We start from the raw sequence: 23,981 nt of genomic DNA, 5'->3' as shown, positions 1-23,981 counted from the left end.
GAGATATATTCTCGCTATCGGTGGGGGGCCGGTCAACCTCGGCAGCGTTCAGGCCACCATGGGCGCGGTTTGCGCTTGCCAGAGATCGTACGCCATCTGCATCCCCAGCCATGTCTCGGGCGTCGAGCCGAAGGCCTTCGACAGCCGGATCGCCATCTCGACCGACACCCCGTGTGCCCGTTCAACAACTCCGAAAGCGTCTGCCGTGTAACGCCAAGCCACCGGCCGCCCGCGTCACGGTCAGACTCAACGGTTCGAGGCACTGCCGCCTCACGATGCCGCCCGGATGCGGCGGGTCGTGCATGGCCATGGTCGGTCCTCCCCTTCAGTGGTAGTCCACGTAGTCCACATCGGCCGCCGCGCCATCCTCAAACCTGAAGGTCACCCGCTTGTCATCTGGTGCGCATTGAACAACAATTTTCGGAGGTTCTGCATTCCGGCATCGCTCTGGAAACCCCGAAAAGGACAGCAGAATGAGCGCGTACCGCGATTACGCGAGCGACTTTCCTCGCAGATGTTCCGCACTGCTCAGGCGGCTTCGTTTTCCGGCGCGTGGTATGGGTCTAGAAGGTATCGAAGGGCCGGCCGCCCGCCGTATACCGTGGGTTAGCGCCCCGGTGTTCGGAGGTGCCAGAGCCACATGCGATGCTGGAGATCGCAACGGACAGGAGACCGGCCCCATGGAGAAGAAGAGCAAGCTGTACGTCGGGATGGACGTTCACAAGGACACGGTGATGGTTGCGCTGCTTCCGGCGGAGGCGCCGGAGCCGACGGTGGTGAAGCGGTTGCCGAACGAGGCGAGCAAGATCAGGCGGTGGTTGGGCCGCATATCACGGGAGGGGGAGGTACGGGCCTGCTACGAGGCGAGCGGGGCGGGCTACGTGCTGGAACGGGCGATGCGGCACTGGGGCTACGAGTGCGAGATCGTGGCGCCGTCGTTGATCCCGCGGCGGCCGGGAGACCGGCGCAAGCACGACCGGAAGGACGCGACGGAGCTGGCGCGGCTGTACCGGGCGGGGGAGTTGGTGACGATCCGGATCCCGACGGAACGTGAGGAGCGGGTACGGGACGTGGTGCGGTGCCGGGAGGTGTTCCAGCGGGAGATTCTGAAGTCGCGGCACTACATCCTGAAGTTTCTGGCGCGGCGGGGGCTGGTGTACCGCGAGGGGCGGAACTGGACGGGCAAGCACATGTCGTGGCTGCGGGCGCTCCAGCGCGACGGGGCGCTGGAGGGGGAGGACCGGCTCGTGTTCGGCGAGTACCTGGCGCTGTTCGACTACAAGCTGGGCCGCCGGGAGGAGTTGGACCGCCGGATCGAGGCGTTGGCGCTTGAGCCGGCCTACCGTGAGGCGGTGGGGCGGCTGTGTTGCCTGAAGGGGATCTCGACGCACGCGGCGATGGTGCTGGCGACGGAGATCGGGGACTTCCGGCGCTTCGAGAGCCCGGGCAAGCTGATGGCCTACGTGGGCCTGGTGCCGAGCGAACACTCCAGCGGGGCGAGCCGTCGGCTGGGAGCGATCACGAAGGCGGGCAACAGCCGGGTCCGGCATGTGCTGGTGCAGGCGGCGTGGAGCTACAGGTTCGCGCCCAGGCGGGGCCCGGCGCTGAGCCGCCGGCAGCAGGGCCAGGCACCGGAGGTGATCGCCCACGGCTGGAAGGCGCAACACCGGCTTCACAAGGTGTTCGGCCGGCTGGCGTTCAGGAAGAACAACCAGATCGCGGCGGTGGCGGTGGCCCGGGAGTTGGCCGGCTTCGTGTGGGCTCTCATGCAGGATGCCGGAGAAGACACCCGGACGAACCGGGACGCCGCCTGAGACGGCGAAAGCAGGACTCGCAGGCAACGAGAACCCCGAGACCGAGGAGGAGGTCGCGCGAGGCACGGCAGGAGAACGCTCGAGGCTGCTATGTGGCCGCGCCCTGTTGCCACCGGACGCGAGACCCACGCGATCTAGATCGAGCCAGCTCCCGACGAATCCGAATTCTTGCCGCTCTGGCCCCGGCCAACCGGCGTATATCAGGAGGATTCACCGTCGAAACGAACCTCGCGTGACTTCTTCCTCCGATGATGGAGAACGACTACGAAGACGCGCTTGGCAGACGAACGAGGGCACTTGACGGGGGCCCTTCCATATCAGCAGTCCGTGGTAAAAGTCGGGATGTTCCGCGCCGGCATTGATGGCTGGATTGTGGCCGGGACAGGAGTGGCCAGTCAGTGGGAGGGCGACGATGGCGATGGGGCGGCGCGGGGGCGAGCGACAGAAGGCGTTGTTCGTGGCGACGGCGGAGATACGTGCCCCGGGGCACCCGTTCTACCGTGCTCTGGACGGGGTACTGGTGGCGGGCGGGTTCGACGGGTTCTGCGAGGAGACGTGCGCGGAGTACTACGCGGAGAGTCTGGGCCGGCCGAGCGTGGCGCCGGGGGTGTACTTCCGGATGCTTGTGGTGGGGTATCTGGAGGGGATCGGTTCGGAGCGGGGGATCGCGTGGCGGTGCGCGGGGTCTCTGTCGCTGCGGGAGTTTTTGGGCTACGAGCTGGACGGGAACCCGCCGGACCATTCGACGGTGTCGCGGACGCGGCGGCGCCTGCCGGTGGAGGCACACGAGGTGTTGTTCGCCCGGGTGCTGGAGCTGTTGGAGGAGAGCGGGCTGTTGAGCGGCAAGACGCTGGGGATCGACGCGACGACGCTGGAGGGGAACGCGGCGATTCGGTCGATCGTGCGGCGGGACACGGGGGAGGGATACCAGCTGTTCCTGGAGGGTCTGGCAGAGGCTTCGGGGATCGAGACGCCGAGCCGTGCGGATCTGGCGAAGCTGGACCGGAAGCGGCCGAAGAAGGGGTCCAACGACGAGTGGGAGCACCCGCACGATCCGGACGCGCGGATCACGAAGATGAAGGACGGGCGGACGCGCATGGGCCACAAGCTGGAGCAGGCGGTGGACATGTCCTCCGGGGCGGTGTGCGGACTGACGGTGCAGCCGACGACGGGGGGCGACAGCAGCTCGCTGCCGCAGACGCTGGCTGAAGCCCGCGGTCAGCTGGAACGGGTGGGTGTGGAGGTGCGGGAGGTGGTGTGCGACAAGGGCTACCACTCGAACGCGACGATGAAGCGCCTGGCCGGCCTCGGGGTGCGGGGCTACGTGAGCGAGCCGAACCGCGGGCGGCGCAGTTGGAAGCGGGACCGGGCCGCGCAGATGCCGACCTACGCCAACCGGCGCCGGGTCCGGGGCGCCCGGGGCAAGGGCCTTCTGAGAGCGCGGGGGGAGAAGCTGGAGCGCGCCTTCGCCCACATGCTCACCACCGGCGGCATGCGCCGGACGCACCTTCGCGGGCACGAGAACATCCGCAAGCGTCTGCTGGTGCACGCGGCCGGGTTCAACCTCGGGCTCCTGATGCGGCACCGGTTCGGCTACGGCACGCCGAGGAGCCTGCAGGGGAGACGTGCGTCCACGCTTCAAACAGGAGCCCTCGCGAGCGTTTTCTCGGCCCTTTTCCGGCCAAGATCGCACGTTCTCGGCCACCCGGGGGCCGCCTGGGCCCGGATATCACTCCTACGCCGCCCCGGCCGCGCTGGCGCAACAGTCCGCCGCCACTTCGCCGAAATCATATTCCGCGGGCCGCAGCGCGCTTTTGCCACGGCCTGCTAGAGGTGACCCACCTTCTCTCGATCACGACGGTCGGTCTGATCGTTCCCCACGAGCGACTCAAGCGACTCAACGAGGAGAGCCAAACCCCGCATCCGTCGGGTGATCGCAGCCGCTACGAGAAGGCGGCCTCCGAGTACAACGGACTCCTTGCGGAAGCCTTCCTTTCGCCTCCACTCTGGCCCGACGGGGCATCGACGAGCTAGCGGACGATGACGGGATACGTGTTCTCGACGATCCCGCGTGTCTCGCTGCGTCCCACGACCGTCACGCTCGCGGCTCCTGCCTCGTCGAACTTGAACTCGGTCGCATGCTCATATACCCGGGTGATCGTGCAGTTCGCACTCACGCCGATCAGAGAGTACACGACGATCCGCGCCCGCGTCTCCCGGTTCTCGGCCTGAGTCCTGCCCTTCGCGTCGCAGCCATCGACATACGTTCGGACGCTCACGGTGAACCGCTCACCCCGCCGGACGTTCGGCGGCACTTCGACGGCCACCGGGTACTCGACCGGGTCGACCCCCTCGATGATCGCCAGAGCCTCGTAAGGCTCGGCCCAGGGGGCATAAACGACCCGCTCACAGGCCAGGAGCCCGAACGCCAGAGTCGCCGTCAGCGCCTTCATTCTGCCTCCTCCTTTCTCAAGTGGCGTTCGGGCGGCCGCGCGTCGTGACCGCGCCGAGATCGCGTTCGCTCCCGTCGATAGGTGAGATGACGGCGCGTCGCACGTTCTGCCCGTTGTGCAGGAACATGGTGCGTCCGACGTGCATCCCGACGAGGCCGTACGGCTCCTGCGTTCCCATCACGGGCGCGCCGCTGTCGCCGTCGGCGGCCGTATAGGTCGCGATCGCCTGGCAACGGAGAACGTAGTTATTGGGCGGCTCGGGCCACTGGAAGACGAGCGTGCAGTCATGCAGCACGCTACCCGTCTGCCAGCCGGAGGACTGCCCGACCATCTTGGACATCGTCGCCCGCCACCGGAATCGACTCGTGGTCCATCGTGAACGCGCTGTCGGCGCTGTGGTCGTGCAGGAGGGAGCCGCCCTCGGAGACGGGCCTTGCGATCCACCCCTGCATGAAGCGGGGCGACGTGGCCCCGTCCGCCCGCCCGAACATGGAGGCATCCGACCACCGGCACCTGTCCTGATCCGCCCCGGGCGGGACGGGGTCCGGGATATTGCAGGTATCGGCCGGGTCTTTCTGCTCGTCGCCGAGCCAGTCGGCCTCGTTCGAGCTTCCCTGGTGCATGGGGAGATCGGTGCTCAGCGTCGCAAAGCCGTCATTGGTGCAGTGCGAGGCGGTCAGGTACCGCTGCTGCCCGCCCTGCTTTACGCCGAGCCAGAGGGTGCAGATCGCATCCGGCGACCCGACGTTCCGCGCGCGAACACCGCCGAGCGTGGTGGCGAAGCGGCCCGTGGCGATGTTGTTCGCCACCGCGCCGGTCGGGACGTGGAGCACATCCGCGGTCGGACGGCCGACGGCCTCCAGGAACAGCGCCTCGGCCGGGATGCCAGCGCGCTCGGCGGGCAGTCGGACGCCGGCGTCTGCCGCTGGGCTGATCAGTCCAATGTAGAGCTGGTTCCGCGCCTGGTCGATATCGAGGAGCGCAACGTCACCACGTACCATCAGTTCTCCGATGAGCAGATCGCGCCACCCGAGTAGTTGGGAGAATGAGTACGTGGCCAATCCGTACTCCCGCTGCCCTCCGGATACGAGCAGTTTGGCGTCGACCTCGGATCTGATCAGGCTCTCGACCTCCGGCGTCTTCGTCAGATCCGTGAGCATGGTCACGAGGTCGCCATCAGCGTCCACGTAGTAGCCGGCGAACTCCGGTATCTCGCCGCTGATCTCGGCGAACCGCTTGTCGATTCCGCCCAGACTCTCCAGAGAAGGAGTGAGAGCGCAGATTCGCTTGGCAACGAGCGAGGAGTGCATCGTAAACAGCTTCGTCGTCTTCACCATCGATGCCTTGGGAAGCGCACCTTCCGCGAAGTCGCCCCGCCGGAGATGCACCGCGTTCGGATCGTTCGTGATGTGGGAGGTAATGGCCGCCAGCACGAGATCCTCCCCGGCGGCGTTGAAGGAATCCGGGGAAAGGATCAGCGCGGGGCGTCTCTTGGATGAAGTGAGATCGGTGAAGGGGAAGGAGACGAGAACGATGTCGCCCCGCCTATAGGCTATCGTAGACGGCATCCTCCTCGTTCTCCCAGAACTCGAAGCTGCGCTCCGAGCCCTTCAGCCACGGAACGTCCGCCGCAAGCCGTTTCAGCTCGCCCTCGGAGAAGACTTCGTAGACCTCGCCGGGTGTGGGCTCCTCGACCTCCTGCAGGGGCGCGAAGACCCCATCCCGGTATTCCGCCTTGATGCTCATGGCCCTTCGACTCTAGCAGGCGACCGGCGGCACCGCCACCTGCCCGGAGTTGCCCACCGGCCTGCGGGCTACGCGAGTTCATCGAACGCCGCCAGCTTGACGACGGTGGGCCATTAGCCTACAACGCGACGCGAGCCTACTGCGTGCAAGTCCAACGGGAAGAAGGTCGGAAACATGAGCGCAACTCGCGTGACGATTGATCCGGACGATCCTGGAAGCCTGCCCGAGGGGAGGGTCGATCACGCGGTGCTGGACGGCGCCACCGAGGCGGATCTTGTCTCGCAGCAGCAGGACGATGACGCCGAAGCGATGAGGGACATCGCGCGGTTTGCACGCCTCAAGGTGCCGAACGCCCGGACCCAAAGGGCCATGGCCGAGTCAGAGGAGATGATGAGGCGGGGAACGGCTCGATTCGCCAGCGCGGAAGGGATGTTTGCGGAGCTTGAAGAAGTCGGCGGACAGTAGGCGGACCCGCCGGCCTCGGCGACCGCAGTCCGTGCGCAAACGGCATCCGACGGCGAGCTCGGGCGATAGTTAGAGACCGAGTGCCGAGGGGGAGCCCAGACGCACCAGACGCAGAATATCGGCCCCGGACTTCTGGTAAATCAGCAACAGGTCCGGCCTCAGGTGGCAGTCGCGGAAGTCTCCCCACTCGCCGCTCAGCGCGTGGTCGTGGTGCAGGGGCTCCAGCGGCCGGTCGTTGGCCAGGGTATCCACGGCTGCGGCCAGGATGGCGTCGAGGTATGCCCGGTGCGGACCCCGCGACTCGCGCTTGTAGTCGCGCTTGAACCGGCTGGTCCGCTCAATCGTCCGCACGCAGATCGTTGAAGAGGTCCTCTACGCTGGCGAACTGCGAAAGGTTGCCCCGGCGGGCCTCCCTCATCGCTTCAATGGTGGCGGCGTTAGGAACCAGCGGCGCGAACGGCAGCGCTTTCTCGTGGGCGACCTTGGTCAGCAGCAGGCGCAACGCGCCGGAGACGGTCAGGCCCATGGCCGCCAGCACCGTGGCCGCCTCCTCCTTTATGGCTCCGTCAATGCGGGCCTGGACGAGCTGGTTCGGCATGTCTGGCATCCGTGTTTCGGGTTGACGTACAATATCATGCAAGCTCGCAGGCCGGCCGGTCAAGGGGGCACAGCGTGCACAGGTGAGCGGCTTGACGACGGTGGGCCATCAGCCTACAACGCGACGCGAGCCTACTGCGTGCAAGTCCAACGGGAAGAAGGTCGGAAACATGAGCGCAACTCGCGTGACGATTGATCCGGACGATCCTGGAAGCCTGCCCGAGGGGAGGGTCGATCACGCGGTGCTGGACGGCGCCACCGAGGCGGATCTGGTCTCGCAGAAGCGGGACGATGACGCCGAAGCGATGAGGGACATCGCGCGGTTCGCACGCCTCAAGGCGCCGAACGCCCGGACCCAAAGGGCCATGGCCGAGTCGGAGGATATGATGGGGCGGGGAACGGCTCGATTCGCCAGCGCGGAAGGGATGTTTGCGGAGCTTGAAGAAGGCGGCGGACAGTAGGCGGACCCGCCCGGTCGCCTCCGCTAAACGGTCGCGTCCTCCGCGACGAGCCGCCGCCCCACCTTCACGAGCGCTCTTTCGATCTGCCCGATGTGTGAGCGGTGATTCGGGTTCAGGAGCTTCCGAACCGCACCCTCGCTCAAGCCCAGGCGCCGCGCCAGACCGACCTTCGTAAGCCCCTGCTCCCGCATCGCGGTATAGAGAGCGAGCTTCGCCGCAACGACCAGTGGAACCGCGACCATCTCCCGCTCGCCCGCCACGGTGTCCGGCACCGGAATGTCCTCGCGACACTGCATGTACGAACCGAGCGCCACGGTCAGAGCGTCCTCGGCCATCGTCAGGGCTTCGTCCCGGTCGTCGCCGCACGTCAGCGCCTCCGGCACATTCGGGAAGGACACCGAGTAGCCGCCGTTCTTCTCAGGCGTTAGCACGCACGGATAGACGTACCGCATCAGAAGTCCTCCTCACGAACCGCAGTTCTCAAGTGCGCCTTCCGGGCGTAGCGCCTCGCTCGCCGCACGAACTCCGCACCGTCACCGTACCATCGAGGATCGCACCACTAACCCGTACACCACGACGTTCTCCACGTCCATTTCGTCCCTGAGCACCCCGAGGACGAGCCCTCCGGTCACATCGAGGATTCGGAACCTGGGCGGAGCCTCAACCTGTCCCAGCCACTCCCCGTCCGAGGAATGACGGTGTACGGCGACCCCTCTTCCGGGTAGGCCAGCCGGTAGGAGGCTAGCCATACGTTTCCGTCGGCGTCGGCGAACGGGGAACCGTAGAGCGGCATCGGCTGGCCGATCATGGCGTAACGCCAAGACATGGATATCTGAGTCATCTCCTCGATCCGGGACATCGGTATGCCACGGTTGTTAATCTGGGTCATCATTCGTTGATAGGCTTCGACGGGCTCCAGGAGTTCCTCGGTCAGTCGGGTGGGCTCGGCCCGCCAGCGCACGATCCGGGTTACCGTGCCGTCCGGCAGACGCCAAGTGATCTCGGGCCTGTCGGACCTCGTGTAGACGAACTGCCCGGTGGCGACCGTGACCTCGCCAACGGCCTGGATCGGGTTCGCCGGCAGCCCCGGCGGGTTTCCCGGCCAGTGGTCGTACGACGCGACCGTGTCGAGGGCTCCAGTTTCAGTATCGAACAGGGACATGTGCCCGGCGAGCCACTCCCCCTCCTCTAAACCGGTCCAGGAACGGTAGAGTATCCGGTTCATTAGCAGCAGCTCACCGGATGAACCGATTCCTGCCACACCGAAGTGCGGTGCCCGAGGGAGGCTCGCGATGCGCGCGACCGAATCGCCGACGAAGAGAGTGAGGCGAGACAGACGATTGTTCAACGACCGCGCTTCCGTCCGGGAAGAGCCGACCGACGTTGATTCCCTGGAACTCGTAATCACCCGGGTTGGCGCCGTGGCGGTACACCGGCTCCGCCGCAATGGCGAACGGCGGCTCGACCTCCGGCACGCCCACATACTCGACGATCCGCACGCCCGCGCTGTCCTCGATTTGGACTTGGATGTCGCGTGTGCGGCCTGTGTCTTCCCCGCAGGCGACGAGGGCTGCCGACAGCATCAGAGTGGAGTGGTATCTGCTTCGCATTTCAATTCAACTCTCCGTTGCTGCTGCACTGAGAGACCCGCCGCGGAGGGCTGCTCCGGCGCCCCAAGGTAGCCCGAGGTTGGGCAACGTTGGATTCGAGTTGTCCCGCGGACCCACGCGCAGGCCGCCCGTCAAGACGATCCGCCGCGGCCCTACGCTTCGAGGTACGGGAAACGATGGTGGGGTGGGTGGGCGCGGAGCAAGCAGAGCGGTCGTCTTGGCCGGACTCGGCGAGAAGCCCATCTTCGAGTACGCAGCCACTCCTTCAAGGTCGCACCGCGGACATGAATGCTCTCACAACTACGCGCCCTCCCGCCAGCGCCGATCAAGTGCGTAGACTGATGCGTCGCCTGGGCAGCGCGGCCCGAAGTCCCGGGCGGATCTACCTCGTCGGTGGCAGCTCCGCCGTGCTCGTGGGCTGGCGGGAGACCACGGTGGACGTCGATCTCAAACTCGATCCGGAACCCGGAGGAGTCTTCGAGGCGATCGCGCGAGCCAAGGAGGCCCTGAAGATCAACGTCGAATTGGCCGCCCCCGATGATTTCATCCCGGAATTGCCGGGATGGCGTGGACGCAGCCCGTTCATCGACCGGTACGGGCGCGTGGATTACCACCATTACGATTTCTACGGCCAGGCGCTCGCCAAGATCGAGCGGGGGCACACGCAGGACTCGGCTGACGTCAGAGCGATGGGAAGGCGTGGTCTCATCCGGGCAGCGCGGCTCCTCGAACTCTTTGAAGCCATCGAGCCGGCACTGATCCGTTATCCAGCCCTCGATCCTGCCAGCTTCCGAGACAGGGTGCTTCGAGCGGCAGACGAGATCGGCCCATGAGCATCCCCGCCGATCTGCCCGGCGCTGTCCTCGTGGCTGCGGGTATCGAAGCCCTGAAGCGGGGCGAGGCCACCGTGGAAGCTCTGCTCGTTTCCGTGGGATCGTCTCGAATGCGGGCTGCCGGACTCGACATCCCTTCGCCGCCGCCGCTGGCGCACACCCCCGAAATCGAACTCTATCTCGCCATCGGAGACGAACACCCGGGGGACGCCCACTCCCGCTACAACGCGCTGATTCGCCGTCTCGTCAGCTTCGAGCGGGCCTTGGAGCGCCGGATGAGCACGCCGGAGTCGCGGCGAGACTTGGCTGACCAAGCATAGCCGCGGATGTCCCCTTTCCGAGGTCGGCGGTACAGGCCGGCCGCCTCCGCTAAACGGCCGCGTCCTCTGCGACGAGCCGCCGCCCCACCTTCACGAGCGCTCTTTCGATCTGCCCGATGTGTGAGCGGTTGTGAGAGTTAGAGACCGAGTGCCGAAGGGGAGCCCAGACGCACCAGGCGCAGAATATCGGTCCCGGACTTCTGGTAAATCAGCAACAGGTCCGGCCTCAGGTGGCAGGCGCGGAAATCTCCCCACTCGCCGCTCAGCGCGTGGTCGTGGTGCCGGGGCTCCAGCGGCCGGTCGTTGGGCAGGGTATCCACGACTGCGGCCAGGATGGCGTCGAGGTATGCCCGGTGCCGATCCCGCGACTCCCGCTTGTAGTCGCGCTCGAACCGGCTGGTCCGCTCAATCGTCCGCACGCAGATCGTCGAAGAGGTCCTCTACGCTGGCGAACTGCGGGAGGTTGCCCCGGCGGGCCTCCCTCATCGCTTCAATGGTGGCGGCGTTAGGAACCAGCGGCGCGAACGGCAGCGCTTTCTCGTGGGCGACCTTGGTCAGCAGCAGGCGCAACGCGCCGGAGACGGTCAGGCCCATGGCCGCCAGCACCGTGGCCTCCTCCTCCTTTATGGCTCCGTCAAGGCGCCTATCGCTCCGACTCATCGATTTCGGCAATCTTCATCAAGTGTCTTTGCAAGCCTCGCTTAAGGTCGGCGTTGCCGTGGACGGGGACTGAGATTCGGGCGGCAACGCCCTCCTTCGTATAGATGTGATGACTGCCCCTGACTCGCCTCAACCGCCATCCGCGGGCCTCGATCAATCTGCAAAAATCCTTGCCGCTGAGAGTCTTCAGACCGCAATCTCGACAACCCTGTCCGTATCCGAGACGGGGATGTCGAGCAAGTCCACGGACAGGCAACCCTCAACCGCCTCGCGGATGTTTCGCAGCAGCTCGTCGAACGACTCGCCCTGGGATACGCATCCCGCGATGGCCGGTACTTCCGCCCAGTAGCCGCCTTCCTCCGCCTGATGAACGACGATCTTGAGTTTCATGAGACCTCCACCTCATCCCGGTCTTGTTCAAGGTTTACCGCAGTGGCAAACCAACGTAATACCTTCGAGCGCACTCGGTTGTCAGGTAAGCGCCGTCCCGCAAACGTGCTGGCGGCGAAACCGGCCGTTCACGCCGTTTGGATGCGTCTACTCATTCTACCAACCCGTACACTACGATGTTCTCCACGTCCATTTCGTCCCTGAGCACCCCGAGGATGAGCCCTCCAGCCACATCGAGGATTCGGAACCTGGGCGGAGTCACAACCTGTCCCAGCCACTCCCCGTCCGAGGAAATGACGGTGTACGGCGACCCCTCTTCCGGGTAGGCCGGCCGGTAGGAGGGCAGCCATACGTTTCCGGCGGCGTCGGCGAACGGGGAACCGAAGACTTGAAGGCCGGGTCCGGGTGCCCGGAAACCGGCCGCGTCCGGTTCATCGAGGTGAAGGGCCGAGCCGGGAACCCCTGTCAGTGGCCCGCGCCCTCCCCGGTGTCGGCGGATTCCCCCGTCCTGTGCCGCACGTAGCTCTCCAGTACGCGGTTCATTCGCGTCTGGTAGCCCTTCCCCGGAGCCTTGAAATAGGCCAGCACGGAGCGTTTGACGCGCATGGTGATCTGGTCGGTGCGATCAGGCTCGACGAGTTCCGCCCGCTCCCAGAATTCCTCGTCCAGTTCCGGTATGTCGCTGAAATCGATGCTCTCGTCCTTCACTGGCGCGATCTGCTCGGGCGTGAGGGGCCTATCGTAGCGTCCGCTCATGGTAGACTCTCCTTTCCTTCACCTGGCGGTGTCGAACCCGATGCCGTGCTTGCGGATGTGCGTCTGGTTCCTGGCCTCGTCCCACTCGACTTCCATCGACCAATTATACATATAGATTGTAGTTGCAGCAACGGGTTCCACCTTTACCGGATCGAGTGGCGCGAGAACGGCCGCAGGCTGACTCCGCAACCACGAGATCGATCATACCGCCACAAAGCGTTCTACCGTGATCTCCCCGGCGTGACCGCGCGCCTGCCAGAGATCGTACGCCATCTGCATCCCCAGCCACGTCTCGGGCGTCGAGCCGAAGGCCTTCGACAGCCGGATCGCCATCTCGACCGACACCCCCGTGTGCCCGTTCAACAACTCCGATAGCGCCTGCCGTGTAACGCCCAAGCCCTCGGCCGCACGCGTCACGGTCAGACCCAACGGGTCGAGTGAGTGTCGCCTGTCAATTGACAACTTGCGGTCCCCCGGCGGCGCGAGTGGACGGGTTGGATCGGTCGCTGAAATTTCAACGTGCCGTTGATTTTTCCGCATCATCGGTTTACCATGATGCTCACGGCGGGCGCCGGACCCCGTTGCTCGCCTCCACCGCCCGGACAGGTGAGGCCGAATTGACCGAGCTGCCACGGCTCAGCAGACGCGAGCGCGAAGCCATGGACATCGTCCACGAGTCGGGCGCTGTCACCGCCGCCCACATCCGCGAGCGAATGACCGACCCGCCCAGCGACTCGGCCGTCCGCTCGGTGCTGAGGATCCTCGTCGAGAAGGGACACCTGTCAGCGGAGTGGAACGGGCCCCGGCACGTCTACTCACCCACGGTGTCCGCGCATCGGGCGCGAAGTTCGGCGATGCGGCACGTCCTCAAGACGTTCTTCGGCGGCTCGGTGGAAGGCGCCGTCGCCTCGCTGCTCGAGTTGGAGGAGACCAGGCTCACTCCGGCTGAGCGAGCCCGCATCAAGGCGCTGATCGACCAGGCGTCCGAGGCAGGACGATGATGGACTCGCTGCTGGCTCCGGACTCCCTGAGCATGCCCGGCCTCGTCATCAGGGCCACGATCCTGCTGTCGGCGGCGCTGGCTTTGGCGTGGTTCACTCGAAAGGGACCTGCACGGGTTCGTCATCTGCTGTGGACCATGACGTTTGCCCTACTCCTCGGCCTGCCAGTCCTGAGCCTCCTCGGCCCCTCGTGGGACGTGCCCATCCTGCCCTCCCCCGGCAGCCCGGCCCCGCAGCGCCCGTCGCCGTTGATGGAGGCCCCCGCGGTCGATGTCGCCAGAGATGCGCGCGTCACGCTTGCTTCCCCCGACACACCGTTGCCGAAGGCCGGATCCGCGGCGGTCGCAGTGGCGGATCCGGTGTCGCCACCGCGCTCGATCCCGCTTGCACTTCTGCTCTGGGGCATCGGCTGCACCGCCGCACTGGCCTCGCTGGGAGTGGGCGCCGTGCGGTGCGCACGACTTGTTCGCGCGGCAAGTCCGCTCCGCGATCCCATCGGGCTTCGACAGGCGGGAGCGGTCCGCCGCCGGCTGGGGATTCGGGGCGACGTCCGGCTCCTCGTCAGCCCGACGGCCACCACGCCGATGACGGGCGGCATATGGAGGCCTGTCGTCCTCCTCCCGACATCCTCGGCAGAATGGTCCAGCGAGCGGTGGAAGGTCGTGCTGACGCATGAGATGACCCACGTGTGCCGCCGCGACGTGCTCCGGCAGTTCATGGCCCGGGTCGTGGTCGCGATCTACTGGATCCATCCCCTGACCTGGGTGGCGGCACGCCTCGCGGCGGTGGCGCGCGAAGAGGCCTGCGACGAGAAGGTGCTGGCCCTCGGCACGCGCCCGTCGGACTACGCGACCCACTTGCTCGCTCTGGCGGCGGACGCGAACAGCGATCATCCGGTGCTGTCTCTACCGATGGGCCAGCGCGCGCACCCCCCGTTGGAAAAGAGAATCCTGGCCATCCTCAACGCGCATCCCCGACATCGGAGCACCGTCGCCGCCGGCCTCGTTGCGGCGGCGATCAGCATTGCAGGCATGTCGGCCGCCGTCGCTCACCCGGTCCACACCGCCCAGTCGGATACCGTCACCGCCCTCGTCGAGACGCGGATCGGGGATACGGGACTGGGCGGCGCGGCCGACGAGTACATCTTCGGCGACGTCACGTCCGTGGCAGTCGATCAGCAGGGGCGGATTTACGTCGCCGACCGCATCTCGCCATCGGTCCGGGCGTTCGGGCCCGATGGTGAGTTCATGGCCTGGATCGGACGGGAAGGCGAGGGGCCCGGCGAGTTCACATGGCCGGTCGACATCCTGCCCGCCGCCGATGGAAAGCTGTTCGTGCGGGGATCCCGGATCACCACCTTCGCGACCAGTGCTTCGTCGGCATATCCGGATTCCGTGGCCGACACGTGGAGCATTCCGCCGTACTTCAACTCCGACTCCTGGCGTGCTCGGCTGGTCGACGACGTCTACTACTACCCGCACTATCGTTGGAGGAATGAATATACGGAATTCTTTTATATGAAATACAATGAAGGGGGGCTTACGAGCGACACGGTCCATGTGCCCGAGATGGGGGACCTTTCGAGCCCGAAGACGGCCTACTACAGGGTCGGCTCGGGCGGCGGCGGCCGAATGGTCCACGGACTGAACAGCGCCCCCTTCACGCCCCACACGGACTGGGACATGACCGGGCGCGGGACGATCATCATGGGCGACGGAGAGACTTACCGACTCTACGAGTTTGCCCAGGGCGGCGAGCTCCTGAGGACGATCGACGGCCCTGAGGTGGAGCGCCGACCGGTGCCGCGGGCCGAACGCGCGGACAGCATGACAGCGCTCGAGGCGCGCATCGATTCACTTCCTGTCCCGCTGGACGAAGTCGTTCACGTTGCGCCGGAGATTCTCAGGGGCGAGATACCGGACTCGCTGCCGGCCTTCATCTCCATCCACGTGGGTGCCTCCGACCGCATCTGGGTCGAGCGCTGGCCCCCGGAAGGCATGGCCTCCTCGCGGTACTATGATGTTCTGGAATACGACGGACGCTACGCGGGCACCGTCGTCGTGCCGGCCCCATTGCTGGCGGACCCACCGCCATTCTTCGGCGAAGACATCATCGTCGGCGTCGTCATGGACCCAACCTTCGAGGTACACTCGGTCGTCTCCTTCCGCTTTCGACTGCCAGAATGAAGCTGCCGGTCACCAGGTAGGATTGTCCCTCCGAAGGGCTGCCGGCATACGTTGAATGCGACGACTTGCACTGGCCCCCTGCCCGGAGGACGGACCGAAATGCCGAAGCTGACAAGGGCGAAAGCGACAACAAGTCGACCGCAATTCCTTCTGCCGGTCCTCCCCCTCGCGCTCCTGGTGGCCTGTGGCGATACCGGGGACGGATCGGCCTCCGGTGCCGCCGGAACCCTGGACGGTCCGGACGTGATCGTGAACGCCGTCACGGAGGAGGTCTTCACCGCGGGGTCGGTTGTCGGCGACGGCTGGGATACTTTCGGCCGCGTGGGCTCGGTGCACTTCGACGCCCAGGCCAAGCTCCACATCTTCGACAGCCAGGCCGATCACATTCTGGTCGTCGGGCCGGACGGGTCGCTGATCCGTACGGTCGGGGGGCAAGGAGAGGGACCCGGCGAGTTGGACAGCGCCACCCGTCCGATCGTCGCGCGCGATGGCTCCTACACGGTGATGGGATCCTCGCGGATCGACCTGTTCGGCCCCAGCGGCGACTTCGTGCGGCGCATCCCTCAGGACCCGATGACGGCTGGCATCGTCATAGCCAGCATGGCGCTTCCAGACGGCCGCCTGGTCACGTCCCGGATTCTGCGCTTCGACGACTTCGGGCAGCCCGAGGAAGGGGGCCGACCCATCTACCTGTTTCCGCCACTGGACGGCGCAGAGGTCGAACTCCTCTACACCGCTTGGGAGCTGCCCGAGGAGCCCGCCGACGAAACCACCGTGAGCGGGTCCGTGGAAAGCGGCATGACCATGTCGGCTGGCCGCGCACTCGAGCCCCGCCTCGACTTCAACGTTCTGACCGATGGCCGTCTCGCGCTGATCGACTCGATCGGCTACCGCGTCAAGCTGATCGGACCGGACGGGAGCGTCACCGGGACAATCGAGCGTCCCATCGCGCCGCTCCCCGTTGACGAGGCGATCAAGGAGGCCGCGCGCGAGCGCTTCCGTGAACAGCGGACTGACTTCCTGGCGAGAGTGCGCGACATGGCCGTGCAGATCGAGCGCGAAGGGGCGGAGGGGCTCACCTTCGCTGCGGAGGTGCCGGTGCTGTGGGGTCTGAAGGTAGACTGGGAGAACCGGATCTGGCTCGAGCGCGGGGGTCCGACGGGCGCGGACGGTGGCCCGACCGACATCGTGACTCCCGATGGGGACTACGTCGGCACCCTGGCACCGGACGGACTCCGGACACCCAGCGCCTTCGGCCCCGATGGGCTGATGGCCTACATCGAGAGCGACGAGCTGGACGTGCAGACCGTGCGCGTGGTCAGGCTGCTTGCGCTGGAGCCGCAAGGGTAGGGGAACCGAGGAACCCCCCCGATGACTTGGCCCGTGTCCCCGATTCTGACCACGATCGCGGGACTTGCAATTGCAGCAGGCGTCACCGCCTGTGACAGCGACGCCAGCCCCGCGGACGGGCCGGACCAACTCGCGTCCAGCGTCCGGGACAGCGCCGGAATCACGATCGTGGAGAGTTCTCGGCCCGCCCCCGATTCGAGACTCGATTGGACGGTCGGCAGCGAGCCGCAAGTTTCCTTCGGCGCGGCGATGGGCGAGACGGAGTACCAGCTGTACCAGGTCGGCGACGCAACCAGACTCGCCGACGGACGGATCGTTGTGGCCAACGGCGGTTCGAACCAGTTGCTGGTGTTCGACGCCGTCGGCAACTACCTGGCCGCCTGGGCGGGCCAGGGTGACGGGCCCGGCGAGTTCCGGTCACTGGCCTCCGTACATCGCTGGGCGGGGGACTCGCTGATCGCCGCCGATTCCCAGCAAGGCCGGGTTTCCGTCTTCGACCTGGAAGGCACCCACGGGAGAACCACCACGTTGACAGGTGAAGCGGGTGCGGCTCTGAGCTCGATCAGCAGCGACCCGATCGCTCACACGGTGATGGATGTGCTCCCGGACAATTCGATGCTGACCAGAAGCCTTGGCGGCTACCAGACCACCGGGTTCTGGCGTTGGGATCATACGTACGCCCTGATCGGCGCGGATTGGGGGGATGGCATATCCCTCGGCGAGTATCCCGGACCCGAGATCTACTCCGACAGTTACCAGGAAGGCCGGATGATCTACGTGCTGCCTCTGCGGCACCCGTTCGGCAAGAACACGTTCACGGCGGCGTGGGGCGACCTGGTCGCAATCGGACGCAACGAGACGTATGAGATCAGAGCTTTCGCCAGCGACGGATCCCTCGCCCGCATAGTCCGTCGTGACCACGCGACGAGCGCCCCGACGCAGGAACAACTGGACGCGCATTTCCGCGAGCGCTTCGCCAACCTGCCGGAGGAGCAACGCACATCCCGGCTCGAGCTCGCCGCGAACGTGCCGATGGTGGAGACCTTCCCCGCCTACGCCGGCCTCGAAGCCGACGCCCTCGGATATCTCTGGGTCGGAGAGTTCGAGCCGCCGGGCACGGAGGGCGGCAAGCCGGTCTGGACCGTCTTCGACCCTGAAGGACGGGCACGGGGATTCGTCGAGACTCCCTCGGGCCTCACGATCTACGAGATCGGGGAGGACTACGTGCTGGGGAAGCGGACCGGGGAACTGGACATCGAATCCGTGGAGCTCTGGGCGTTGGCTCGGAGTGCCAACTAACGCCGCCAGGCCTGCCGCTCGGGGACGCCGCGGCTGACCTGCATCCGGAGGCCCGGCTCCGGCCCGTCGGCCGCCACCTCGCCGCCCACGACCGGCAGGTCACGCAGGAACCCCCGCACCGCACCCGTCACGTCGTCGATCAGCAGCAGGTTCAGGGGCCTCATGTCATGAACCTCGAGCGCCAGCCGCCCCGTCTCGGGAATCCGCTCGTGCACCCCGAGACTCAAGGTGACCGTAGTGTCCGGATCCACTTCGATCACCATCTCCACCCCCGGCTGCAACACCGAGCCCGGGACCAGACCGTTGGCCGATTCCTCCAGCGGACCGGTCGTCTCCGGAACTCGCTCGAGGCCCCGCTGGCGCGGGTGCGCGTTGCGGTGCAGCAACCGTCGCCGGGCCGGCCTCTCGGCCCACGGCGGGTTGGCGAGGCCGCCATGCCTCGAAGGGCCGCGCCGGGGGAGTTCGTCGCGGTGAGTCGTCCCCGCGTCGGGCGGGTCGGCAACCGATGCTCGCCAGGATCCGGGTTCGCGGTCACGCCGCAAGACACCTTTACGGAGGCCGTAACATCGATTACAGTCGAAGGACATGATACGAAGCTTCAAGGACCGGAGAACGCGACGTTTCTTCGAGGGGCGGCGTGTCGCGGCGTTTCACGGCTTCTCGGATCAGGCGGTGCGCCGATTGACCCTGCTGGACAGCGCCGAGACGCTCGGCGACCTGGCCGCACTGGCGAGCAACCGGCTGGAAGTCCTGCGGGGCGACCGCGCCGGTCAGCACAGCATTCGGATCAACGCGCAGTGGCGTATCTGCTTCCGTTGGACCGACGACGGGCCGTGCGAGGTCGAGATCGTGGACTATCACTAGGACCAGGGGAGCGTGACATGAACGCGAAGAACGGCATGAGGCCCGTGCATCCAGGCGAAGTCCTACGCGAGGAACTCGACGAGCTCGGGCTGTCGGCCAATGCGCTCTCGAAAGCCTTGGGCGTGCCGGTCAACCGCGTGACAATGATCCTCAACGGTCAGCGGGGCGTGAGCGCCGATACCGCGTTGCGGCTGGCTCGGTATTTCGGGACGACGCCGCAACTCTGGTTGAATCTGCAGAAGACTTGGGAGCTTCGCCGAACGGAGATCGAGGCCGGTCGCGAGATTACAGCGCAAGTTACGCCCCGGCATGCGGTGGTGTAGAGGAGGCGTGACGAGACCCCGTCCCCGAGCTGCTTTACCGCCTTCTTAAAGAGGCTCGGAGCTACCGCCGCCAGGCCTCTTGGCCCGGCACCCCCCGGCTGACCTGCATCCGCAGCCCTCGCTCCGGCCCGTCCGCCGCCACCTCGCCGCCCACCACCGGCAGGCCGCGCAGGAACCCCCGCACCGCCCCCGTAGCGTCGTCGATCAGCAGCCCCATCGCACGCTCCCCCTCGCGGTCGACCGAAACCGTGCCCTCCGGCCCGCTCAGCGTGATGCTCGCCAGATCGTCCCATCCAGCCAGCGCCGGCAGCGCGAACACGAACCCCTTGTCGCCCGGATCCCCGTCCAACAGCGCGGGCATGTCGAACCCGACCGAGAACAGCACGTTCCCGTTACCGTCGCGTCCCTCCAACCGGTAGGCGCCGCCCTCCGCGGGCAGTCGCGGCGCTGCGTTCACCAGGAACGACGGGTCCAGGACCATCCGCCCGTTCTCGACGCCGCCCCAGAGCAGCAGCGTCCTCTTCGCCGCGCCGCTGCCGGGAACGACCGAAGCGTTGACTCTCAGCCGGTGCTCCGCCGCTTTGGTGAAGTGGTAGTCGCTGATCCAGCGCGGGCGACAATAGCCCATCAGGTCGGGGGTCGTCGGCGCGATCAGGCTGCTGTCGCGCATGTCGTAGCCCCGCGCACCGATCGCCCCGCGCTCATGCGGATACCTCGGATCCACGACCTGGGTCACCGCGCACGGTGCGTGGAGGAGCGACATGTTGTGCCCCAACTCGTGCGCCATCGTCTCGCCGACGAGTTCGGACACCGTGGCCCGACCCGGTATGAACCCCTGTCCGCCCCCATCGCGGAGCATTCCCATGTAGTGGCGAGACGAACCCTCCATCATTCGCAGCGCTTCCACCTCGCGCACCAGCGCCACGCTGTTCTCGAAGATCGGGTCCAGGTCCGTCCACACCGGTTCGTGAGTCCTTACGTCGAGGTCGCCGACGGGCAGCAGGTTCCGGGTCTCCCACAGCGTCTCGTGCTCCGCGGTCAACTCACCTGCCCGCCGGGCGAACGCCGTGTCGGGATCCGAGCGCCACAGGTACGGCACCACGGTCAGGTTCAGGGGCCTCATGTCGTGAACCTCGAGCGCCAGCCGCCCCGTCTCGGGAATCCGCTCGTGCACCCCGAGGCTCAGGGTGACCGTAGTGTCCGGATCCACTTCGATCACCATCTCCACCCCCGGCTGCAACACCGAGCCCGGGACCAGACCGTTGGCCGATGCCTCCAGCGGACCATCGGCGAACTCCGTTGGAAGCACCGCCGATCCCGCCGGCATCTCCATCTCATGGACCAGCGACCCCTGGTCGTAGAAGGTCGCTCGCACGGGAGGGATCCGCTCGTCGGTGGATTGCACCGCAAACGGAAACACGCGCAACAGCGCATCCTCGCCCGCCACCAACGGCACAGGATCCTCCAGCGACTGAACCGCCTGAATGAGATAGAAGGGAGCGCCCCCCTGCCGGCAGAGCGCGACCTCGGCCACGGCGAGCCCCGCCAGCCAGCCTCGAAAATCCGGATCATTGGCGGCGCACAGGCCCGTCCCCTCGAGAAGGAGATCGGTCAGACTTCCCAGTCCCGCGAGCTCCAGGGGCAGGAGCCCGGACAGACCCGTGTTGTCGTTGAGCTGCAGCCGCGTGAGCTTCGTCAGCTTTCCGAGTTCAGCGGGAATCTGTCCCCGCAGCCGATTCTCGTGGAGCAGCAGTTCGGTGAGGTTCGACAGGTTGCCGAGTTCGGGCGGAATGGGACCGCCGAGTCGGTTCTGATACAGGTACAGCTTGGTGAGGCCCGTCAGATCACCGAGTTCGGGCGGGATCGGCCCGCTCAGCTCGTTGGCGTGGAATTGCAGGTCAGTCAGCTTCCCGAGGTTCCCGATGACCGGGGGAATCGGTCCGCTCAAGCGGTTGTTGTAGAGCCACGCCGTCTCGAGGCCCGCGAGGTTCCCGAGTTCGGATGGGACAGGTCCGCTGAGGTCGTTGTATTGAAGCCACAGCGTGATCAACTCCGTCAATCGGCCGATTTCCGGCGGGATCGATCCGTCGAGGTCGTTCGACGAGAGCCCCAACCGTTGCAGTTCCAGCAGGTTGCCGAGTTCGGGCGGGATCGACCCGCTCAATTCATTCGAATAGAGCCACAACGACCGCAGGGCTTTCAGGTTCCCGACCCGAGGCGGGATCGTCCCTCGGAGTCCGTTGTCGACCAGCGCCAGTTGGGTCACGCGGCCTTCGGCATCCGTGGAGACTCCGAACCAGTCGGCCAGCGGCGCGTCCGAGAGCCAGTTCTCGTTCTGTTTCCAGTTCGGACCATCGGTGCTCTCGTAGAGGGCGATCAGCGCTCCGCGCATGAGGTCCGCTTCGCCCTGGACCGCCAGGCTCTTCGAAGCGCTGAGTTCACCGGTCTCGGCGGTGATGTCGGCAGACCCCTCCGCCACGCCGCGCACCCAGCCTCGGTCATCCACGGTCGCCACCGCCGGATCGCTGGACGACCACGTGAAGGTGAGGCCGCCGACCGGGTGCCCGTTCCGGTCGAATGCCGTCGCCGTGAACTGCATCGAATCGCCGATGGCGAGCGCGCTCCCGGCACTCGTGACCTCCATCGATTCCGGCACCTGCTTCACCGAGACCGGAGCCTCGCCGACCGCCGCGCCGACGGTGGCCGTGATCGTCGCGGCCCCCTCTCCGGTCGCGGTCACCAGCCCGGTCGAGTCCACGGTCGCCACACCGGCGTCGTCCGACGCCCAGGTCACCGCCGCGCCGGGGATCGGCTGCCCGTCCTCGTCCGAGGCCGTCGCCGTGGCCCGGGCCGTATCCCCCAGCGCCTCGAAGTCGAGCGATGGAGGCGCAACCGTGACCGATGCGGCGGACTGCTCCACCGTCACCCGCGCCGACCCCGTCGCGTTCCCGGCCGCCGCCGTGATGGTCGCGATCCCGCCGCCCACCGCCGTCACCAGCCCGTTCGCGGCCACGGTCGCCACGGAAGCGTTGGATGACGACCACGTGACCGTCACCCCGGTCAGCGCCTGGCCGCCCTGGTCGCGCACCTCGGCCGTCAACTGAACCGTGCGACCCAGCGCCGTGAGGCTCGCGGTCGGGGGCGTCACCGAAACCGTGGTGGGAACCGGCGCCGGAGGCGGAGGGGGACCCGGCGGAGGACGCATGACACCGGGGCTGTCACCGCCCCCGCACCCCGCCGCGAGAATCAGGGCCGGCAGCAGCCGGAAGCTCGAACCGCGGGACTCGCTCAGCATCAGGAGTGCCTCCCGGACCTGTCTCCGGGGCCCCGCGCCGCCATCGGGCGAGGCCCCGGCCGTCGTTAGTAGCGGTAGTGGTCCGGCTTGTAGGGACCGTCCCTGGACACGCCGATGTAGTCCGCCTGCTCCGCCGTGAGCTCGGTCAGCCGCGCGCCCAGGTGGTCCAGATGCAGCCGCGCCACCTTCTCGTCGAGGTGTTTCGGCAGCATGTAGACCTGCCGCTCGTAGGCGCCATGATTTCGCGCCAGTTCGATCTGCGCCAGAACCTGGTTGGTGAAGCTCGCGCTCATCACGAAGCTCGGGTGCCCCGTCGCGTTGCCGAGGTTGAGCAGCCGCCCCTCCGAAAGGATCAGCACCGAATGGCCGTCATCGAACACGAACTCGTCGTACTGCGGCTTGATGTTGTTCCGGGTCACGCCGCCCTTGGCGAGCCCGGCCATGTCGATCTCGTTGTCGAAGTGACCGATGTTGCCGACGATCGCCTTGTCCTTCATGCGCGCCATGTGGTCGAAGGTGATCACGTCGCGGTTGCCGGTCGCCGTGATGAAGATGTCCGCCGTGTCGATCACGTCCTCGATCGTCCGCACCTGGAAGCCCTCCATCGCGGCCTGCAGAGCGCAGATGGGATCGATCTCGGTCACGACGACGTGCGCGCCCTGACCCTTGAGCGCCTGCGCGCACCCCTTGCCCACCTCGCCGTACCCGCACACGACGGCGGTCTTGCCCGAGATCATGACGTCGGACGCCCGGTTCAGCCCGTCGATGACCGAATGACGGCAGCCGTAGATGTTGTCGAACTTCGACTTCGTCACCGAGTCGTTCACGTTGATGGCGGGGAAGAGAAGCGTGCCCGCCTCCGCCATCTCGTACAGGCGATGCACCCCCGTCGTCGTCTCCTCGGACACGCCCTGAATGGCGGGAGCCATGCGCCGCCAGCGATCGGGGTCGGCCGCCGCGATGTCGCGCAGCGTCTGCAGGATGACGCCCCACTCCTCCGGCTCGGATTCCGCGTCGAAGGTCGGGATCTCGCCCGCCTCCTCGAACTCGAGACCCCGGTGGATGAGAAGCGTGGCATCGCCGCCATCGTCCACGATGAGGTCGGGGCCGGAGCCGTCCGGCCACAGCAGCGCCTCCCGCGTACACCACCAGTACTCCTCGAGCGTCTCGCCCTTCCAGGCGAAGACCGGGGTCCCGCGCGGGTCCTCCGGCGTCCCGTCCGGGCCCACGGCGACGGCCGCGGCGGCGTGATCCTGAGTCGAGAAGATGTTGCAGGAGACCCAGCGCACGTCCGCCCCCAGATCGGCCAGCGTCTCGATGAGGACCGCCGTCTGCACGGTCATGTGCAGCGAGCCCATCACCTTCCGGCCCGCGAGCGGCTGCGCCTCGCGGTACTCGGCCCGCACCGACATCAGCCCCGGCATCTCGTGCTCGGCGAGGCGGATCTCCTTGCGGCCCCACTCCGCCAGGCTCAGGTCCGCGACCCTGAACGGGGGACGGTCCGCCGCGGGTCCGGAAGCGGCCGTCGCCTCGGGCGCGGTCTCGATCATGTCGTGCA

At 66.7% G+C, this 23,981-nt stretch carries 29 protein-coding genes and 1 pseudogene; 12 read left to right on the top strand and 18 right to left on the bottom strand.

Annotated features, from left to right (window positions below; all coding sequences use genetic code 11):
* Nucleotides 1–48 precede the first annotated feature (48 nt).
* Nucleotides 49–310, bottom strand: a pseudogene (locus ACPXY0_RS13355) (HigA family addiction module antitoxin).
* Between the two features lie 370 nt (nucleotides 311–680).
* Here ACPXY0_RS13355 and ACPXY0_RS13350 point away from each other — a divergent pair.
* Entirely contained in the window at nucleotides 681–1,814 is a 1,134-nt protein-coding gene (locus ACPXY0_RS13350; protein ID WP_423925341.1) for an IS110 family transposase, read from the top strand.
* A 412-nt stretch (nucleotides 1,815–2,226) separates the two neighbouring features.
* Nucleotides 2,227–3,645, top strand: a complete 1,419-nt coding sequence (locus tag ACPXY0_RS13345) for a transposase (protein WP_423925339.1) — start codon at nucleotides 2,227–2,229, stop codon at nucleotides 3,643–3,645.
* Between the two features lie 199 nt (nucleotides 3,646–3,844).
* Here ACPXY0_RS13345 and ACPXY0_RS13340 read toward each other — a convergent pair whose 3' ends face one another.
* The 4 genes from ACPXY0_RS13340 to ACPXY0_RS13325 are packed head-to-tail and all read right to left on the bottom strand — an operon-like array spanning nucleotide 3,845 to nucleotide 6,013.
* Nucleotides 3,845–4,267 carry a hypothetical protein gene (locus ACPXY0_RS13340; protein ID WP_423925337.1) on the bottom strand — a complete coding sequence of 141 codons (423 nt, stop codon included), beginning with the start codon at nucleotides 4,265–4,267 and terminating at the stop codon, nucleotides 3,845–3,847.
* Between the two features lie 16 nt (nucleotides 4,268–4,283).
* Entirely contained in the window at nucleotides 4,284–4,607 is a 324-nt protein-coding gene (locus tag ACPXY0_RS13335; RefSeq protein ID WP_423925335.1) for a hypothetical protein, read from the bottom strand.
* Nucleotides 4,564–5,835, bottom strand: a complete 1,272-nt coding sequence (locus tag ACPXY0_RS13330; protein ID WP_423925333.1) for a type II toxin-antitoxin system PemK/MazF family toxin — start codon at nucleotides 5,833–5,835, stop codon at nucleotides 4,564–4,566. Before ACPXY0_RS13330 ends, ACPXY0_RS13335 begins: the two co-directional genes overlap by 44 nt.
* Nucleotides 5,813–6,013, bottom strand: coding sequence for a hypothetical protein (locus tag ACPXY0_RS13325; RefSeq protein WP_423925331.1), 201 nt, complete (start codon nucleotides 6,011–6,013; stop codon nucleotides 5,813–5,815). Before ACPXY0_RS13325 ends, ACPXY0_RS13330 begins: the two co-directional genes overlap by 23 nt.
* Nucleotides 6,014–6,187: 174 nt before the next feature.
* On the opposite strand from ACPXY0_RS13325, the gene ACPXY0_RS13320 reads away from it, so the two are divergent.
* A complete protein-coding gene (locus ACPXY0_RS13320) occupies nucleotides 6,188–6,478 on the top strand; it encodes a hypothetical protein (RefSeq protein WP_423925329.1) in 291 nt (96 codons plus the stop codon).
* Nucleotides 6,479–6,547: 69 nt separating this feature from the next.
* Here ACPXY0_RS13320 and ACPXY0_RS13315 read toward each other — a convergent pair whose 3' ends face one another.
* Both ACPXY0_RS13315 and ACPXY0_RS13310 read right to left on the bottom strand, forming a co-directional pair.
* Nucleotides 6,548–6,829, bottom strand: coding sequence for a type II toxin-antitoxin system YafQ family toxin (locus tag ACPXY0_RS13315; RefSeq protein ID WP_423925327.1), 282 nt, complete (start codon nucleotides 6,827–6,829; stop codon nucleotides 6,548–6,550).
* Nucleotides 6,816–7,076, bottom strand: a complete 261-nt coding sequence (locus tag ACPXY0_RS13310) for a type II toxin-antitoxin system RelB/DinJ family antitoxin (RefSeq protein ID WP_423925325.1) — start codon at nucleotides 7,074–7,076, stop codon at nucleotides 6,816–6,818. Before ACPXY0_RS13310 ends, ACPXY0_RS13315 begins: the two co-directional genes overlap by 14 nt.
* Nucleotides 7,077–7,245: 169 nt before the next feature.
* On the opposite strand from ACPXY0_RS13310, the gene ACPXY0_RS13305 reads away from it, so the two are divergent.
* Entirely contained in the window at nucleotides 7,246–7,536 is a 291-nt protein-coding gene (locus tag ACPXY0_RS13305) for a hypothetical protein (RefSeq protein ID WP_423925323.1), read from the top strand.
* A 23-nt stretch (nucleotides 7,537–7,559) separates the two neighbouring features.
* On the opposite strand, the gene ACPXY0_RS13300 is transcribed toward ACPXY0_RS13305, so the two are convergent.
* Together ACPXY0_RS13300 and ACPXY0_RS13295 are read right to left on the bottom strand one after the other, a co-directional pair.
* The gene (locus ACPXY0_RS13300) at nucleotides 7,560–7,988 is read right to left on the bottom strand and encodes a type II toxin-antitoxin system HicB family antitoxin (RefSeq protein ID WP_423925321.1); all 429 of its coding nucleotides are present in this window, start codon (nucleotides 7,986–7,988) and stop codon (nucleotides 7,560–7,562) included.
* Between the two features lie 176 nt (nucleotides 7,989–8,164).
* On the bottom strand, nucleotides 8,165–8,797 hold the full coding sequence (locus tag ACPXY0_RS13295; protein ID WP_423925319.1) for a hypothetical protein: 633 nt from the start codon (nucleotides 8,795–8,797) through the stop codon (nucleotides 8,165–8,167).
* 783 nt (nucleotides 8,798–9,580) lie between these two features.
* On the opposite strand from ACPXY0_RS13295, the gene ACPXY0_RS13290 reads away from it, so the two are divergent.
* Both ACPXY0_RS13290 and ACPXY0_RS13285 read left to right on the top strand, forming a co-directional pair.
* The gene (locus tag ACPXY0_RS13290) at nucleotides 9,581–9,979 is read left to right on the top strand and encodes a DUF6036 family nucleotidyltransferase (protein WP_423925318.1); all 399 of its coding nucleotides are present in this window, start codon (nucleotides 9,581–9,583) and stop codon (nucleotides 9,977–9,979) included.
* On the top strand, nucleotides 9,976–10,299 hold the full coding sequence (locus tag ACPXY0_RS13285) for a hypothetical protein (RefSeq protein WP_420463349.1): 324 nt from the start codon (nucleotides 9,976–9,978) through the stop codon (nucleotides 10,297–10,299). Before ACPXY0_RS13290 ends, ACPXY0_RS13285 begins: the two co-directional genes overlap by 4 nt.
* Nucleotides 10,300–10,436: 137 nt before the next feature.
* On the opposite strand, the gene ACPXY0_RS13280 is transcribed toward ACPXY0_RS13285, so the two are convergent.
* From ACPXY0_RS13280 to ACPXY0_RS13255, 6 genes are all read right to left on the bottom strand, one after another.
* Entirely contained in the window at nucleotides 10,437–10,718 is a 282-nt protein-coding gene (locus tag ACPXY0_RS13280; protein ID WP_423925315.1) for a type II toxin-antitoxin system YafQ family toxin, read from the bottom strand.
* A complete protein-coding gene (locus ACPXY0_RS13275; RefSeq protein ID WP_423925313.1) occupies nucleotides 10,705–10,959 on the bottom strand; it encodes a type II toxin-antitoxin system RelB/DinJ family antitoxin in 255 nt (84 codons plus the stop codon). Before ACPXY0_RS13275 ends, ACPXY0_RS13280 begins: the two co-directional genes overlap by 14 nt.
* Nucleotides 10,943–11,215, bottom strand: coding sequence for a type II toxin-antitoxin system HicA family toxin (locus ACPXY0_RS13270; protein WP_423925311.1), 273 nt, complete (start codon nucleotides 11,213–11,215; stop codon nucleotides 10,943–10,945). Before ACPXY0_RS13270 ends, ACPXY0_RS13275 begins: the two co-directional genes overlap by 17 nt.
* Entirely contained in the window at nucleotides 11,146–11,349 is a 204-nt protein-coding gene (locus tag ACPXY0_RS13265) for a type II toxin-antitoxin system HicB family antitoxin (protein ID WP_423925309.1), read from the bottom strand. Before ACPXY0_RS13265 ends, ACPXY0_RS13270 begins: the two co-directional genes overlap by 70 nt.
* A 465-nt stretch (nucleotides 11,350–11,814) precedes the next feature.
* Nucleotides 11,815–12,105, bottom strand: coding sequence for a BrnA antitoxin family protein (locus tag ACPXY0_RS13260; RefSeq protein WP_423925307.1), 291 nt, complete (start codon nucleotides 12,103–12,105; stop codon nucleotides 11,815–11,817).
* A gap of 201 nt (nucleotides 12,106–12,306) precedes the next feature.
* Nucleotides 12,307–12,645, bottom strand: a complete 339-nt coding sequence (locus ACPXY0_RS13255) for a HigA family addiction module antitoxin (protein ID WP_423930682.1) — start codon at nucleotides 12,643–12,645, stop codon at nucleotides 12,307–12,309.
* 77 nt (nucleotides 12,646–12,722) lie between these two features.
* Between ACPXY0_RS13255 and ACPXY0_RS13250 the strand changes: the two genes are divergently transcribed.
* The 4 genes from ACPXY0_RS13250 (at nucleotide 12,723) to ACPXY0_RS13235 (ending at nucleotide 17,941) form a co-directional block, all read left to right on the top strand.
* Nucleotides 12,723–13,106 carry a BlaI/MecI/CopY family transcriptional regulator gene (locus ACPXY0_RS13250; RefSeq protein ID WP_423925305.1) on the top strand — a complete coding sequence of 128 codons (384 nt, stop codon included), beginning with the start codon at nucleotides 12,723–12,725 and terminating at the stop codon, nucleotides 13,104–13,106.
* The gene (locus ACPXY0_RS13245; RefSeq protein WP_423925303.1) at nucleotides 13,103–15,292 is read left to right on the top strand and encodes a M56 family metallopeptidase; all 2,190 of its coding nucleotides are present in this window, start codon (nucleotides 13,103–13,105) and stop codon (nucleotides 15,290–15,292) included. Before ACPXY0_RS13250 ends, ACPXY0_RS13245 begins: the two co-directional genes overlap by 4 nt.
* Nucleotides 15,293–15,391: 99 nt before the next feature.
* Entirely contained in the window at nucleotides 15,392–16,642 is a 1,251-nt protein-coding gene (locus tag ACPXY0_RS13240) for a hypothetical protein (protein WP_423925301.1), read from the top strand.
* Nucleotides 16,643–16,675: 33 nt separating this feature from the next.
* Nucleotides 16,676–17,941, top strand: coding sequence for a 6-bladed beta-propeller (locus ACPXY0_RS13235; RefSeq protein ID WP_423925299.1), 1,266 nt, complete (start codon nucleotides 16,676–16,678; stop codon nucleotides 17,939–17,941).
* On the opposite strand, the gene ACPXY0_RS13230 is transcribed toward ACPXY0_RS13235, so the two are convergent.
* Nucleotides 17,938–18,327 (bottom strand): hypothetical protein, encoded by a 390-nt coding sequence (locus tag ACPXY0_RS13230; protein WP_423925297.1) that lies wholly within the window; start codon nucleotides 18,325–18,327, stop codon nucleotides 17,938–17,940. The two genes, ACPXY0_RS13235 and ACPXY0_RS13230, sit on opposite strands and share 4 nt — an antisense overlap.
* 199 nt (nucleotides 18,328–18,526) lie before the next feature.
* Here ACPXY0_RS13230 and ACPXY0_RS13225 point away from each other — a divergent pair, with 199 nt between their 5' ends.
* A complete protein-coding gene (locus ACPXY0_RS13225; protein ID WP_423925295.1) occupies nucleotides 18,527–18,805 on the top strand; it encodes a type II toxin-antitoxin system RelE/ParE family toxin in 279 nt (92 codons plus the stop codon).
* A 17-nt stretch (nucleotides 18,806–18,822) separates the two neighbouring features.
* The gene (locus tag ACPXY0_RS13220) at nucleotides 18,823–19,128 is read left to right on the top strand and encodes a HigA family addiction module antitoxin (protein ID WP_423925293.1); all 306 of its coding nucleotides are present in this window, start codon (nucleotides 18,823–18,825) and stop codon (nucleotides 19,126–19,128) included.
* 61 nt (nucleotides 19,129–19,189) lie between these two features.
* Here the strand turns inward: ACPXY0_RS13220 and ACPXY0_RS13215 are convergent, their stop codons facing one another.
* Entirely contained in the window at nucleotides 19,190–22,423 is a 3,234-nt protein-coding gene (locus ACPXY0_RS13215; RefSeq protein WP_423925291.1) for an Ig-like domain-containing protein, read from the bottom strand.
* A gap of 65 nt (nucleotides 22,424–22,488) precedes the next feature.
* On the bottom strand, nucleotides 22,489–23,973 hold the full coding sequence (gene ahcY, locus ACPXY0_RS13210; RefSeq protein WP_423930680.1) for an adenosylhomocysteinase: 1,485 nt from the start codon (nucleotides 23,971–23,973) through the stop codon (nucleotides 22,489–22,491).
* Nucleotides 23,974–23,981 lie beyond the last annotated feature (8 nt).

Origin of the sequence: Candidatus Palauibacter sp. (genome assembly GCF_965237495.1) — a bacterium.
GTDB lineage: Bacteria > Gemmatimonadota > Gemmatimonadetes > Palauibacterales > Palauibacteraceae > Palauibacter.
Note: the sequence above shows the minus strand (reverse complement) of the source record. Positions and strands in the feature narration are given on the sequence as shown.